Origin of the sequence: Xanthomonas campestris pv. asclepiadis, from assembly GCF_020784175.1 — a bacterium.
Taxonomy (GTDB): domain Bacteria; phylum Pseudomonadota; class Gammaproteobacteria; order Xanthomonadales; family Xanthomonadaceae; genus Xanthomonas; species Xanthomonas campestris_D.
This window is the reverse complement of sequence record NZ_JAJGQM010000046.1, coordinates 1-13327: the sequence shown is the minus strand read 5'-3', so window position 1 is coordinate 13327 and position 13327 is coordinate 1. Positions and strand designations below refer to the sequence as shown.

13 protein-coding genes, 2 tRNA genes and 1 pseudogene are annotated in these 13327 nt (G+C 65.2%); 11 read left to right on the top strand and 5 right to left on the bottom strand.

Going from position 1 to position 13327, the window contains the following annotated elements:
- The 9 genes from LL972_RS17410 to LL972_RS17370 all read left to right on the top strand — a co-directional run bounded on the left by LL972_RS17410 (position 1) and on the right by LL972_RS17370 (position 5062).
- Entirely contained in the window at positions 1 to 351 is a 351-nt protein-coding gene (locus LL972_RS17410; protein WP_047125509.1) for a ribonuclease E inhibitor RraB, read from the top strand.
- 37 nt (positions 352 to 388) lie between these two features.
- Positions 389 to 871, top strand: coding sequence for a peroxiredoxin (locus LL972_RS17405; protein ID WP_228328658.1), 483 nt, complete (start codon positions 389 to 391; stop codon positions 869 to 871).
- A gap of 82 nt (positions 872 to 953) precedes the next feature.
- Positions 954 to 2351 carry a PhoH family protein gene (locus LL972_RS17400; protein ID WP_228328657.1) on the top strand — a complete coding sequence of 466 codons (1398 nt, stop codon included), beginning with the start codon at positions 954 to 956 and terminating at the stop codon, positions 2349 to 2351.
- The gene (locus LL972_RS17395) at positions 2351 to 2833 is read left to right on the top strand and encodes a hypothetical protein (protein ID WP_228328656.1); all 483 of its coding nucleotides are present in this window, start codon (positions 2351 to 2353) and stop codon (positions 2831 to 2833) included. The genes LL972_RS17400 and LL972_RS17395 overlap by 1 nt, the downstream gene beginning before the upstream one ends.
- Positions 2834 to 2839: 6 nt before the next feature.
- On the top strand, positions 2840 to 3511 hold the full coding sequence (locus LL972_RS17390) for a YoaK family protein (protein WP_228328655.1): 672 nt from the start codon (positions 2840 to 2842) through the stop codon (positions 3509 to 3511).
- A 37-nt stretch (positions 3512 to 3548) separates the two neighbouring features.
- Positions 3549 to 4358 carry a bifunctional hydroxymethylpyrimidine kinase/phosphomethylpyrimidine kinase gene (gene thiD, locus LL972_RS17385; RefSeq protein ID WP_228328654.1) on the top strand — a complete coding sequence of 270 codons (810 nt, stop codon included), beginning with the start codon at positions 3549 to 3551 and terminating at the stop codon, positions 4356 to 4358.
- Entirely contained in the window at positions 4355 to 4759 is a 405-nt protein-coding gene (locus LL972_RS17380) for a hypothetical protein (protein WP_228328653.1), read from the top strand. Before thiD ends, LL972_RS17380 begins: the two co-directional genes overlap by 4 nt.
- A 40-nt stretch (positions 4760 to 4799) precedes the next feature.
- Positions 4800 to 4876: transfer RNA gene (locus LL972_RS17375), tRNA-Arg, on the top strand.
- 109 nt (positions 4877 to 4985) lie between these two features.
- Positions 4986 to 5062: transfer RNA gene (locus LL972_RS17370), tRNA-Arg, on the top strand.
- Between the two features lie 146 nt (positions 5063 to 5208).
- Here the strand turns inward: LL972_RS17370 and LL972_RS17365 are convergent.
- Entirely contained in the window at positions 5209 to 6201 is a 993-nt protein-coding gene (locus LL972_RS17365; protein ID WP_228328652.1) for a DedA family protein/thiosulfate sulfurtransferase GlpE, read from the bottom strand.
- Between the two features lie 44 nt (positions 6202 to 6245).
- A complete protein-coding gene (locus LL972_RS17360; protein WP_228328651.1) occupies positions 6246 to 7190 on the bottom strand; it encodes a LysR family transcriptional regulator in 945 nt (314 codons plus the stop codon).
- Positions 7191 to 7328: 138 nt separating this feature from the next.
- Between LL972_RS17360 and LL972_RS17355 the strand changes: the two genes are divergently transcribed.
- The gene (locus tag LL972_RS17355) at positions 7329 to 8030 is read left to right on the top strand and encodes a pirin family protein (protein WP_228328650.1); all 702 of its coding nucleotides are present in this window, start codon (positions 7329 to 7331) and stop codon (positions 8028 to 8030) included.
- A 199-nt stretch (positions 8031 to 8229) separates the two neighbouring features.
- On the opposite strand, the gene LL972_RS17350 is transcribed toward LL972_RS17355, so the two are convergent.
- On the bottom strand, positions 8230 to 10203 hold the full coding sequence (locus LL972_RS17350) for a methyl-accepting chemotaxis protein (RefSeq protein ID WP_228328672.1): 1974 nt from the start codon (positions 10201 to 10203) through the stop codon (positions 8230 to 8232).
- Between the two features lie 381 nt (positions 10204 to 10584).
- On the opposite strand from LL972_RS17350, the gene LL972_RS17345 reads away from it, so the two are divergent.
- Complete coding sequence (locus LL972_RS17345; RefSeq protein ID WP_228328649.1) at positions 10585 to 11745, top strand: tyrosine-type recombinase/integrase; 1161 nt, start codon at positions 10585 to 10587, stop codon at positions 11743 to 11745.
- Between the two features lie 374 nt (positions 11746 to 12119).
- Here the strand turns inward: LL972_RS17345 and LL972_RS17340 are convergent, their stop codons facing one another.
- Positions 12120 to 12491, bottom strand: coding sequence for a hypothetical protein (locus tag LL972_RS17340; protein WP_228328648.1), 372 nt, complete (start codon positions 12489 to 12491; stop codon positions 12120 to 12122).
- Positions 12488 to 13249, bottom strand: a pseudogene (locus LL972_RS17335) (SOS response-associated peptidase family protein); the annotation flags it as partial. The gene LL972_RS17340 and the pseudogene LL972_RS17335, both read right to left, overlap by 4 nt.
- Positions 13250 to 13327: the final 78 nt, after the last annotated feature.

The window sequence follows — 13327 nt, the reverse complement described above, 5'->3', positions numbered from 1 at the left end:
ATGGCCATTGCCCTTTCTGCACTGAAACAGATGTTCGAGCACATCCGCTCCGAGACCGACTGGAATCTCGACGGGCCGTTGCGCTGGGAATATTTCTTCGCCGACCCGGCGCAGCAACCGCTGCAACAGCTCGCCGAGCAACTGACCCAGGACGGCTATCGCGTCATCGACATCTTCCTCGGCGAACGCGACGAAGACGACGGCGATGACGAGGAGTCGTACTTCCTGCATGTGGACAAGCTGGAACAGCACACCATCGAGTCGCTGAATCAGCGCAATGCGCAGTTCGATGCGCTTGCCAAACGTTTCCATGTGGCTGCTTATGATGGGATGGACGTCGGCCCGGCATGACCGCGCCGTACGCCCCTCCACTTAGGGCTGAGCAACGATGACCGACGCTGTATTCGAACTACCCGCTGCAAGCTTCGACCTGCCGCTGTCGCTATCCGGCGGCACCAGTACCACGCTGCGCGGCTACGCCGGCAAATGGGTGGTGCTGTACTTCTACCCGAAGGACAGCACGCCCGGCTGCACCACCGAGGGCCTGGATTTCAATGCGCTGCTGCCGCAGTTCACGCAGGCCGGCGCGGTCGTGCTGGGCGTCTCGCGCGACTCGGTGAAGTCGCACGACAATTTCTGCGCCAAGCAGGGCTTTGCCTTCCCGCTGGTCAGCGATGGCGACGAGGCGCTGTGCCGCGCCTTCGATGTCATCAAGGAAAAGAACATGTACGGCAAGCAGGTGCTCGGTATCGAGCGCAGCACCTTCCTGCTGTCGCCCGAAGGGGTGGTGGTGCAGGCCTGGCGCAAGGTCAAGGTCGCCGGCCACGCCGACGCCGTGCTGGCCGCGTTGAAGGCGCACGCCAGACAGTGACGCCCCCTGGTTTCCCGTGTCCTCCATCACCCTGCCCCGCAGGCGTGATGGCTCGCCCCTGCTCCATCACTTGGAAGACCCAATGACCCGAGGCAAGCGCATCTACGTGCTGGACACCAACGTGCTGATGCACGATCCCACCGCGCTGTTCAAATTCGAGGAACACGATGTGTTCCTGCCGATGCAGGTGATCGAGGAACTGGACAACGCCAAGAAGGGCACGTCCGAAGTCAGCCGGAATGCGCGCCAGGTCAGCCGCTTCCTGGACGAATTGCTGGAGAACACCAACGCCGAGCAGATCCAGGCCGGCATCCTGCTCAGCCATCCGCAGGGCATCCAGCTCAAGGGCCAGGCCGCGATCGGCCGGCTGTATTTCCAGATCCATCCGATCGACCCGGGCCGCACCTTCGGCGCGATGATTCCGGACAACAAGATCCTCGCCTCGGTGCTGGCGCTGTGCGAGGAGAACCCGGATGTGCCGGTCATCCTGGTGTCCAAGGACATCAACCTGCGCATCAAGGCCTACATCAGCGGCCTGAATGCCGAGGACTACCAGAACGATCGCGCGCTGGACGATTTCAGCCTGCTGTTCACCGGCGCCATCGAGCTGCCGGAAAACTTCTGGGAAAAGCACAACCAGGACCTGCGCAGCTGGAACGAGCGTGGCCGCACCCATTACGAGATCGTGCTGGCCGAGGACGAAGACTGGTATCCGAACCAGTACCTGTATCTGCCGGGCGAGGACGAAGTGGAACTGCGCGTGGCCAAGGTCGGCGGCGGCAAGGCCACGCTGTGCCTGGTCGATGATTTCCGCAGCGGCCAGCACGCGGTGTGGGGCATCGTGGCGCGTAACCGCGAGCAGAACTTCGCGCTCAATGCCCTGATGGACCCGGAGATCGATTTCGTCACCCTGCTCGGCACCGCCGGGACCGGCAAGACCCTGCTCGCCCTGGCCGCCGGCCTGGCGCAGACGATGGATCAGCAGCGTTACCGCGAAATCATCATGACCCGCGCCACCGTCAGTGTCGGCGAAGACATCGGCTTCCTGCCCGGCACCGAAGAAGAAAAGATGACGCCGTGGATGGGCGCGCTGACCGACAACCTGGAAGTGCTCACCCACAATCAGGAAGGCGGCTCGTGGGGCCGCGCGGCCACCAACGACCTGCTCGCCAGCCGCATCAAGATCCGTTCGATGAACTTCATGCGCGGGCGCACCTTCCTGTCGCGCTATCTGATCCTGGACGAGGCCCAGAACCTCACCCCCAAGCAGATGAAGACGCTGATCACCCGTGCCGGCCCCGGCACCAAGATCGTGTGCCTGGGCAATGTCGAACAGATCGATACGCCCTACCTCACCGAAACCACCTCGGGCCTGACCTATGCGGTGGACCGCTTCAAGGCCTGGCCGCACAGCGCGCATATCACGCTGCGTCGCGGTGAGCGTTCGCGCCTGGCCGACTTCGCCTCGGAGGTGCTGTGATGCGCACGCTGCGCGGCGCGGCGGCACTCGCCGTGATGGCACTGGCCGGCTGCGCGACCACGCCGCCTCCGGCCAGCGTGCCCACCAACCTCAAGAGCGGGCAGTCCTGGGTCATCACTCGCCAGAGCGTCGCCGAGCAGGTGCTGGACACCTGCTCGCGCGACAGCCCGGCGCGTCATCCTGGCCAGATCACCGGCTACTGGACACCGAGCCAGCAGCAGATCGAACAGCTCGAATCCAGGCAGGACGCCTTGACGCCGACCATCCCCGAGCCGCGCGATTTCGATCGCCAGTACGTCGGCGTGGTGGTCCAGGGCCAGCAGCTGATCTACATCAATGCCTTCAAACTCCCGAACGATCCGCCAGTGAAACCGGCCAGGGAAGCGATCCGGGTGTGCGACGGCGGCAGTGCCTTCTGGGGCGCGCTGTACGACCCGCAAACCGGCGCGTTTTCGCAGATCGCCATCAACGGCACCCCCTGACCGGCGATGGGAATCCTGTTGCCGCGCTGGGTCTGGATCGGCGCGGTGGCGTTGTCGGGCGTGGCCGGCATGGTCAACGTGGTCGGCTACCTGGGCTCCGAGCATCAGGTGGTCAGCCACCTCACCGGCACCACCAGCCTGCTCGGCGTGGCCCTGGTGCAGGACAGCGCGCCGGAGACCGGCTTCCTGTGGGGCATCCTGATCGCCTTCTGCGCAGGCGCCATGCTCAGCGGCCTGATCATCCAGGACGACGTCTTGCGGCTCGGACAGCGCTACGGCGCGGCGCTGCTGCTCGAAGCGCTGCTGTTGCTGGCCGCGATTCCGCTGTTCAAGCTGCATCACGTCGGCGGCGCGCTGGTCGCCGCAGGTGCCTGCGGGCTGCAGAACGCCATGGCCACCACCCTCAGTGGCGCCGCGGTCCGCACCACGCACCTGAGCGGCATGTTCACCGACCTGGGCATCGGCCTGGGGCACCTGCTGCGCGGGCGCCCGCTGCAGGTGCGCCGGCTCACGCTGAGCGGATTGATCATCACCGGCTTTCTCGCCGGCAGCGTGCTTGGCACCTGGCTGTTCCAGCGCTGGCACTACGACGCGCTCTACCTGCCGGCCGGCCTCACCGGAGTGACCGGTGCCGGCTACGTTGCCTACCTGCAATGGCGTCGCTGGCGTACGCAATGATCCGCACTTCCGCCAGGCGGCAGTGCAGAATCCCCTCATGACCACGTCCAGCACGCTGTCCGCCCTGACCATCGCCGGTTCCGATTCCGGCGGTGGTGCCGGCATCCAGGCCGACCTCAAGACCTTCGCCGCGCACCGCGTGCATGGCTTGTCGGCGATTGCCGCGTTGACCGCGCAGAACACCCGCGCCGTCACTGCCGTGCATATCCCGCCGATCGCGTTCCTGCAGGCGCAGATCGCTGCCTGCTTTGCCGACTTCGAGATTCAGGCGGTCAAGCTCGGCATGCTCGCCAATGCCGAGGTCATCCATTGCGTGGCCGATCTGCTCGAAATCCACCGCCCGCCCTTCGTGGTGCTCGATCCGGTGATGGTGTCCACCAGTGGCGCCCGCCTGCTCGAAGACGCGGCGCTGGAGGCGCTACGCACGCGCCTGCTGCCGCTGGCCACGTTGATCACACCCAACACGCCCGAAGCCGAACTGCTGACCGGCCGCCGCATCGACGATGCCGACGCCGCCGAGCACGCCACCGCCGCCCTGCTCGAACTCGGCGCCAATGCGGTGCTGCTCAAGGGCGGTCACTTGCACGAGGGCACGCGGGTGATCGACCGCTTCGATGACGGCGTCACCCAAGACGTGTTCATGCATCCGCGCCTGCAGGTCGATGCGCATGGCACCGGCTGCAGCCTGTCGGCGGCCATTGCCGCGCAGCTGTGCCAGGGCCTGTCCCTGCTCAATGCCTGCGAAGCGGCCATCGACTACGTTGCGCGCGCCATCCGCCTCGGCCATAGCCCCGGTCACGGCGAGGTGCTGGTCCTGGACCATTTCGGCGCCGCGCCCAGCCCATGAGCGTGCACGCCAGCACGCTCACCGTCACCGCCGTGGATGGACATGCCTGGCAGGTGCTGCGCCACGCCCCGGCTCGGCCGATCGCCGGCCTGCTGTGGCTGCCGGCACTCGGAGTCGCCGCACAGCACTACCAGCCGTTTGCGCATGCACTGGCGCAACTGCGCATGCCGATCAATGCTGTGACCTTCGCACGCGACCGCTTAGGCCCGCCCGGTGCCTTGCAGGCCTTGCTGCAGAAAATGCCGCAGGCACCTGCCGAGCGCGTCGCCCTGGACGATGCACAACTGGGCGCGCGTAGCGATCACTTCGCATGGATGAAGACGCCTGCGGCCGTCGCCGCTGCGCTGCGGCGGCGTCTTGGCGATGCGGGCAGCGACAATCGACTTTCACAAAGGGATTGACGAGGCCTCCGGGCATCCGCATAATTCCGCTCCTGACGACGCGCCCGTAGCTCAGTTGGATAGAGTACCTGGCTACGAACCAGGCGGTCGGGAGTTCGAATCTCTCCGGGCGCACCATCTTCAGAACAATAAGAGACAGCCTTCAACCGCTGTCTTTTTAGTTACAAGGGTTCGATCGCGCTGCGACGGATCTGCAAGTTGGAAATGCAAGTCAAAACAAGATAATGCGCCCGTAGCTCAGTTGGATAGAGTACCTGGCTACGAACCAGGCGGTCGGGAGTTCGAATCTCTCCGGGCGCACCAATCTTGAAGAAAACGACCAGCTTGCTGGTCTTTTTTTTGCCTGCCGTTTGAGGACGAATCGTGGCTGCGCCGTTACGACGCAGCGAACACCCAGCAAGACACGCGACAGGCCGGCATGCGCGCTGCAAGTCACCGCATCATGGCGATCAGGCCATCGCATCCAGCGCATCGGACCCGGCCACCACCACGACCGGCAGCAGCGAGGTCACCGGATGCCCGGCGTCGCGCCAGGCATCCAGCCCACCCAACAGCGGCCGCACATCGCGATATCCGCGCTCGCGCATCCGAGCGGCCAACCACGCCGCCGATACCTCGTCCGGACAAGCGCAGTAGATCACCACGCTGCGATCGCGCGGCACGCTGGCCAGGATCTGTGCGAGCTGACGCTCGTCGGCAAACACCGCGCCGGGAATCGTGTACGGCTGCAGATCGCGATGGCCCGGCGCACGGATATCCAGCACCGTCGGCCGCAGCGCTGCGTCGCCATCCAGCAGCGGCACCAGCTCCTCCACGGCAATACGCGCATGCTCCAGCGAACGCAGCAAGGCATGCCGCCGCCACCAGCGCCAGCCGACATAGGAGGCCAGCGACACGGCCACTACGGCGATCGCACCGGACCCCAGATCGGACAGCAACGCGAGCACGTCCTGCACCTGATGAGCGAACAGCGCGCCCAGGCCCAGGCCGACCAATGCCCACAGCGACGCACCCAGGGCGTCGTAGCGCAGGAACGCCGCCGGGCGCACCCGCATCGCACCGGCCATCGGCACCGAGACCATCGACAGACCGGGCACGAACTTGGCCACCGCCAACACCCGCACACCCCAGCGCGAGAAGAACCGCTCGGTCTTTTTCATGCAGGTATCGCGCGACAGCGACAGCCGGCACAGCGACTGCAAGGTGCGATTGCCAAAACGGCGGCCGGCCAGATACCAGGCCAGGTCGCCGAGCAGGCTCGCCAGCACCGACACCGCCAACGCCGTCAATCCTGCCAGCCAGGCATCCTCCCCACCCTGCAGCGCGTAGCCGGCCCCGACCAATACCAGGGTCGGCAGCGCCGGCACCGGCAGGCCCAGCGATAACGCCAGCACGTTGGCGAAGACCAGCGCCAATCCGTACTGTTCGATCAAGCCTTGCATGCGGCGACCCTGCGCGACGGCGAGGGCCCATTATCCGCCCTTCTTCACGCGCGCGACTGCCCGGCGGCGACGGAACGATACGTTTCGGCAAGCGACTGCAACCAGCCATCGAACAACCCATCGCTGCGCAGTGCGCGCCGCCACCAGCCGAGTGCCTCGCCCTCCTCGCCCGGCCGCCAGGCCAGGTAGAAGGTTTCGTCGGGTTTGCGGGTTTCCACCTGCAGCTCGCACAACCGGCCATCCTGCAGCGCGCCGCGTGCATACGGCTCGGGCAGAAAGCCGTAGCCGGCGCCGGCCAGTTGCAGCTGCAGCTTGGCCTGCATGTCCGGCACGGTGAGCACATCGCGTGCTGACAGCAGGCCGACCGTGCGTGGCAGCAGACGCCGTGCCGAATCCGCCACGGCGATCGCACGATGTTCGGCCAGCTCGGCCGCGCCCAGCATGCCGGTGCCTGCCAGCGGATGCGTGGAGGCCACCGCGAACACGAAGCGCAGCGTCCCGATCGCCTCGGCGGCGTAGCCGCCACCGCTCGGCCCCTCGCCCGCCGCGACGATCAGATCCACGCGCCGATCCAGCAGCGCCTCCCAGCTGCCAGACAAGGATTCGCTCACCACACGCAGGCGCGTGCTGTCCGCCACCGTGTAAAAGTCCAGGATCTGCGCCTGCAGCAAGGCGACCGGCAGGATCGCGTCCAGCCCGATCGCAAAGTCCGACTCCCAGCCCGACGCCACCCGCCGCACCCGCACCTCCAGCTCCTGCGCGGCCCGCAGCAGCTGCCGCCCTTCGCGCAGCAGCTCACGCCCGGCCTGCGTTGGAGTGGCCTTCGGTCCGACCCGCTCGAACAGCTGCACGCCCAGATCGTCCTCCAGCTTGGAGACCGTGTAGGAAATCGTCGACGGCACCTTGAACAACACTTTGGCCGCCGCCGTGAATGAACCGCGGCGGTCGATCGCGTCCAGAATCTGCAGCGCGTCCAGGCTGATGTTCATTGTTTGATTTTTTCGATGATAGCGGCCAAATCTACTCGCTTTTTGTCGCCGACGCCCAGGTCCAGACTACGAATCAAGCCGCTGGGACAACGATTTACCCCTCCCTGGCGACACTCGAACCTTTCAAGGAGAAGTAGCATGTTGACTGTCCGCAAGAGCGAAACCCGGGGCCGCGCCGAACATGGCTGGCTGTCCTCGCGCCATACCTTCTCCTTCGCCAGTTACCACGACCCGCGCCACATGGGCATCGGCCCGCTGCGGGTGATCAATGAAGACAAGGTGACCCCGGGCGAAGGATTCGGCACCCACGCCCACCGCGACATGGAGATCATTTCCTACGTCCTGGGTGGCGCGCTGGAGCACAAGGACAGCATGGGCACCGGCTCGGTCCTGCACTACGGCGATGTGCAGCGCATGAGCGCCGGCAGCGGCGTCAGCCACAGCGAGTTCAACCACTCGGCCAGCGAGCCGGTGCATTTCCTGCAGATCTGGGTGATGCCCGAGCGCAGCGGTATCGAGCCCAGTTACGAGGAGAAGCATTTCGATGCCGACAGCAAGCGCAATCAGCTGCGCCTGATCGCCTCGCCCGGCGGCGAGCACGGCTCGTTGCGCCTGCACCAGGATGCACGCCTGTATGCCTCGATCCTCGATGGCGAGGTGCGCCTGCAACAGCCACTGGCCGACGGCCGCATCGGCTACGTGCAAGTGGCGCGCGGCAGCCTGAGCGTCAATGGCCAGGCACTGTCGGCCGGCGACGCGCTGCAGATCACCGGCGAGCCCGAGATCGTGCTGGCCGATGCACGCGATGCGGAAATCCTGGTGTTCGATCTGCCGCAATAAGCGGCGCCAGCTGAGCGTGCAGCGTGCCGCAGACAATCCGACACGCTGTGCGTCGGAGATTGGCTGACATCAGAAAGCCCGCTTCCAGCGGGCTTTTTTGTGCTCGAGGCAAACTTCCCGCAATGCAACTGCGATGACGCTGCCACGCATGACGCAACGCATCGGCAACGCCGCGCATCACGACATCACTGCGCGGGGATCATGCAGCCTGCGGCTTGGCAGGCCTGGCAAGCAGCTTGATCGTGGTCTCGCTCCGTACAGCAGCCGCCCCTGTGTCGCCATCACCTTCGCCATCGCCATTGACCAAGGCAAACAGCGCATCGGCATCGGCTTCCAGCACACGCGCCGAGCGCGCCAGGTCGTCGACCATCTGCGCCTGATCGCGCGCCTGCACACCGATCGATTGCAGCGCGGTGTTGGCGGTGGAAATGTCCCGCGCCTGCTCCTGACTGGCAGCGGCAATCTGCTCCACCGTCGCGGTGACGCGCAGCACCGAGCTGACCATGTCCTGCATCACCCCCCCAGCCTGCTCGGCCAGGCGGGAACCATCGCCCACCTGGTCGGTCGCATTATCGATCAAGCCACGAATCTCCTTCGCCGAGACGCTGCAGCGCTGCGCCAGGCTACGCACCTCGGTCGCCACTACCGCAAATCCACGGCCCTGCTCGCCCGCGCGTGCCGCTTCCACGGCTGCATTCAAGGCCAGGATATTGGTCTGGAACGCGATGCCGTCGATCACCTCGATGATCTGGCCGATACGATCGGTGGCCGAGCGAATGCCGGCCGTGGTCTTGACCATGTCGGCGATGACGGTGGCGCCGCGTCGCGCGACATCGGCCGATGCTTCGGCCATGCGCTGCGCCGAACCTGCGCTGTCGGAATTGGTGCGGACGGTCTCTGCCAGCTGGTCGATGGTGGTCGAGGTCTGCGCCACGGCTGCCGATTGCGTGGACGACCGGCTCACCAGCTCCTGATTGCTGACCGAAATATGGTGGGCCTCGCGCTGCACGTTCTGCGCAATGCTCATGGTCTGCTGCATCAACTGATGCATGCGCTCGGCAGAGCGCACCTGATCGGTGACATCGGTGGCGTACTTGACCACCTTGTACGGGCGCCCGGATACATCCAGGATCGGGTTGTAGGACGCCTGGATCCACACCGGACTTCCGTCCTTGCGCAGCCGGCGGTAGCGGCCCGCATCGAACTGCCCACGCGCCAGCTTTGCCCAGAAATGCCGATAGTCTTCGGAGGCGCCGTAGCTTGCGTCCACGAAGATGCGGTGATGCTGGCCGATCGCCTCCTCGGCGGCGTAGCCCAAAATGGCCAGGAAATTGTCGTTGGCACTCAGCACGCGCCCTTCCAGATCGAATTCGATCACGCCCATGACCTTGTCGATGGCCTGGATGCGGCCATCGGCATCGGCCGAATCGAGCACCTGACGGGTCACGTCGGTGGCGTACTTGACCACCTTGTACGGCCGCCCGTGCTCGTCGAGGACGGGGTTGTAGGACGCCTGGATCCACACCTCCCGGCCGCCCTTGCCGATGCGCTTGTAGCGGCCGGCATCGAACGCACCGCGCCCGAGCGACTCCCAGAACGCGCGATAGGCCGCCGACTGACGCGTGGACGCATCCACGAACATCCCGTGATGCTTGCCGCGGATCTCATCGAGCCGGTAACCCATGGCCGCAAGGAAATTCTCGTTGGCATCAAGCACCGTGCCGTCCAACGAAAATTCGATGACCGCCATGACCTTGTCGATCGCATCGATGCGTCCTTCGAAATCGGCGGTCTGGCGCACCTGCGCAGTAATGTCGGTAGCGTACTTGACCACCCGATAGGCCTTGCCTGCGCGATCCAGCAACGGGTTGTACGAGGCGTTGATCCACACTTCGCGCCCGTTCTTGTCCAGGCGGCAGAACCGCCCGGCGTTAAAGTCGCCGCGACGCAGCGCCTGCCAGAACTGTCGATAGCTTTCGCTGTCGCGATCGCTGGACGTCACGAACATGCGGTGATGCTGACCGACGACTTCATCCAGCCGATAGCCCATCAAGGACAGGAAGTTCTGGTTCGCATGCAGGATGCGGCCGTCCAGATCGAACTCGATCACCGCCATCACCCGGTCCACTGCATCGGCCTTGTGCTGCAGCCCACGGCTCCAGGAAGAAAACAGGCGTCCAAGCAGCGGCGGTAGGCGCATCGCATTGAGATCCGAGAGATGTGTCACAGCCTTAGCGACTCATGCTCGGGTTACTTGAATCGCCGCGCGCAATGCGTTTGAGGCGATTCAGATGGTGTTGCCGGTGCTGCCGCCAGCGTTGCGCCGATGCCGTGAGTGCAAGCGCTCACCAAGAGGTTGACACAAATGAAAACGCCCGCAAATCAAGGATTTGCGGGCGTCCAAAACACTGGCGGAGCGAGAGGCCGATATTACCCTCTCACGCAGTATCAGCAGGTCTCAAGATGCTTACGTCGCAAGCCCTGAGACGATCTAGCTGGATCATCCTGCCTCACGTAATCGCAGGTAGAAACATGGGGCAAAGCATGGGGCAGCATGGCTAGGCCCACAAATCGATTGAGCGCCAGGGCGGCTCAAACCGTCACAGCGCAAGGCTACCACGCTGACGGCGGCGGTCTCTATCTACTCATCGGTCCGACCGGCGCCAAGTCCTGGGTCTTCAGATTCCAACTGCGCGGCCGCCGGCGGGAGATGGGGCTGGGTTCCACCGCCCTGGTCAGCCTGCAAGAGGCCCGGCGTGCAGTCGTCGAGCATCGCCGCTCGCTGCTGGAAGGCCGTGACCCGATCACCGCCCGCGTACAGGCCAGATCCGTCGGCCTGACGTTCGGCGAGTGCGCCGATGCCTTGATCGAAAGCCAGAAGGCCGGGTGGAAAAACGACGCCCAGGCTGAGCAGTGGACGCAGTCGCTGCGAGACCACGGACCGGCGCGTGACATGCCGGTGGCGGATATCGACACCGCAGACGTGATGGTTTGCTTGCGACAGATCTGGACCACCAAGACCGAGACCGCCTCGCGCCTGCGCGCGCGCATCGAGCGCGTGCTGGACTGGGCGAAGATGCATGGTCATCGGCAGGGCGACAACCCGGCGCGCTGGCGTGGCCACCTGGACAATCTCCTGCCCAGGCCGAGCAAGGTGCGCAAGCCCCAGCACCACGCGGCGATGCCCTACCGCGATGCGCCTGCTTTCATGGCCCGGCTGCGCGAGCGTGACGCCCGTAGCCGGCGCGCGCTCCAGTTCACCATCCTCACCGCCGCGCGGACCGAAGAGGTGACCGGGTCGAGCTGGGATGAGTTCGACCTAGCCGCCGGTATCTGGTCTATCCCGGCGGAGCGGATGAAGGGCGGCCGAGATCACTTCGTCCCACTGTCGACGGCCGCGCTGGCCATCCTGCGCGACCTGGATCGCAAGCTGCCCCCGTTCGCGATGTCCGAGAACACCATGCTGTACCTGGTCCAGAAGCCGGCGCCTAAGGGCTTCGGCCTACCCTTCACCGTGCATGGGTTTCGATCGTGCTTTCGCGATTGGGCAGCCGAGACGCAGGACACGCCCGGCGAAGTGGTGGAGATGGCGCTGGCGCACGCGATCCGCAACAAGGCCGAGGCCGCTTATCGGCGCGGTGCACTGATCGACAAGAGGCGGTTGCTGATGCAGGCCTGGGCAGATTACTTGCTCAGACGCGGAACTGACCGGTGATGCGCCAGACCCGTTCTCACGTCCTGAAACCGGCCGGCGGCAAGCTCCCAGCATGCCGCCGCCTCTTCCTCCCGCCTGCCGCTGGGTCCATGTGTCCGCCGACGAGGCGCTGATGCACTTCAACTACGGATCCGTGGCCCACGTGACTCCTGGGCAGGTATGGCTGTGCTGGCGGGGCTGCACCATCAAGGCATCACACCAGGGAAGCCTACGGCAGGGCATGCGCTTCGCTGAGCGCTGGATCGCTGCGCGGTCAGGACTTCCCGGTGTGCGCAAGGCCAGACGAATTAACCCAGACGACAAAGCACGGTGGCCGGGAAGCATCAACTCAGTAAGTTTCTGGCAACCGACCCTGCGTTCGCAGACTTGGGGCGTTAGCGGCGCCGCCGCCGCTTGGTGAAGGTCGCAGGCGGCAGGTCGGGATAATTAGCGCGGGCGGCCTCAGCAGCCGCCATCTGCAGCTGTGCTGATTTAACCTTGTTGTCGATCTCTGTTTTCGCCAGACCATGCCACTTCAAGAGCCAAGCGTTCGCATAGCGAAGGGCGCCGGCTTCAGTCGCCATGTACCGTTTCACGGTTGGCCCCTCGCTGTATGCCCGCGTTCGGATCAGAAAGGTACCGTCCTCCTCAGCGTGGATCTTGATCACAGGCGAGCCCAAATAAAAGAGCTCCAACCAATCATGCTCCCGCCGCCACTGCATGGCCGCGATGGGCGAGACCGGCACGCTGTCGTCAGCCGCACTCATGCTGCAAGCCGATGCTCGTAGAACGGGTGCCGCTTGTCGTCGAAGATGTCCTGCAGCGCCTGAAGGTTGGCCGGATCCGGTTTGAGCCACGCGTCGACGTGCTCGGGCTTGATGTTGATGATGGTCCGGTCGTGCCCCACCGCGGCCACCTCGGGCTCCGGCTCGTCGGTGATGGCGGCGAAGCTCAGCAGGTCCGGCTGCACGCCGGCAGGATCTGTCCAGCGGGACCACAGGCAGGCCACCAGCATTGGCTCGCGGTCGCTGGGTTGGAACTGCACCACGCGATTTTTGCCGTCCGGGCCTTCCACGTTCTCGTAGAAGCGGCCGACAACCAGCAGGCCGTGGGTATAGCCGAACTGCTCGCGCCAGAACCCCTGAAGGCTGTCCCGGCGGGCGTTGTAGGTGCCCGGGTATTTCGTGTCGTAAATCGGCGGCTTTCCGGCCGGCCGGCACTGGTAGCGCATCGGCTTGATGACGCGCTGGCCGCCCTCGGAGATGATCACCGGCGCGTAATAGCCGGGAAAGATGCGGTAATCCCGCGCCTTCGGTTCGGTCCGCTGCAGGTCGGCGAGGCGGCCCTTGATCTGCTCGATCTTTGTCGTGGCGATGCGCTGGTCGTTGCCCGCCTTCTTTGTCGGCTTGGCGCTGGCCAGCACCCGCTCGGCATCCGCCAGGCGCCGGGCCTGCTTGAACAGCTCCTGCTCCAGGGCCTGCGTGTCCTCGGCATCCCATACGGCCAGCTCGGCAGCGATCGCGGCGGGGTAATCCCCCCACTTCTAGCGGTCGCCAGAAGTGGAGCTAAGTGGCCATCGCCAACTTCATGGCAGGCGTGATGC

What these genes read in the sequence shown, in the direction of transcription:
- LL972_RS17365 (WP_228328652.1), bottom strand. Translation starts at nt 6,201, where the DNA reads ATGCAAGGCTTGATCGAACAGTACGGATTGGCGCTGGTCTTCGCCAAC.
- LL972_RS17400 (WP_228328657.1), top strand. Translation starts at nt 954, where the DNA reads ATGACCCGAGGCAAGCGCATCTACGTGCTGGACACCAACGTGCTGATG.
- LL972_RS17355 (WP_228328650.1), top strand. Translation starts at nt 7,329, where the DNA reads ATGTTGACTGTCCGCAAGAGCGAAACCCGGGGCCGCGCCGAACATGGC.
- LL972_RS17380 (WP_228328653.1), top strand. Translation starts at nt 4,355, where the DNA reads ATGAGCGTGCACGCCAGCACGCTCACCGTCACCGCCGTGGATGGACAT.
- LL972_RS17340 (WP_228328648.1), bottom strand. Translation starts at nt 12,491, where the DNA reads ATGAGTGCGGCTGACGACAGCGTGCCGGTCTCGCCCATCGCGGCCATG.
- thiD (WP_228328654.1), top strand. Translation starts at nt 3,549, where the DNA reads ATGACCACGTCCAGCACGCTGTCCGCCCTGACCATCGCCGGTTCCGAT.
- LL972_RS17390 (WP_228328655.1), top strand. Translation starts at nt 2,840, where the DNA reads ATGGGAATCCTGTTGCCGCGCTGGGTCTGGATCGGCGCGGTGGCGTTG.
- LL972_RS17345 (WP_228328649.1), top strand. Translation starts at nt 10,585, where the DNA reads ATGGCTAGGCCCACAAATCGATTGAGCGCCAGGGCGGCTCAAACCGTC.
- LL972_RS17410 (WP_047125509.1), top strand. Translation starts at nt 1, where the DNA reads ATGGCCATTGCCCTTTCTGCACTGAAACAGATGTTCGAGCACATCCGC.
- LL972_RS17360 (WP_228328651.1), bottom strand. Translation starts at nt 7,190, where the DNA reads ATGAACATCAGCCTGGACGCGCTGCAGATTCTGGACGCGATCGACCGC.
- LL972_RS17395 (WP_228328656.1), top strand. Translation starts at nt 2,351, where the DNA reads ATGCGCACGCTGCGCGGCGCGGCGGCACTCGCCGTGATGGCACTGGCC.
- LL972_RS17405 (WP_228328658.1), top strand. Translation starts at nt 389, where the DNA reads ATGACCGACGCTGTATTCGAACTACCCGCTGCAAGCTTCGACCTGCCG.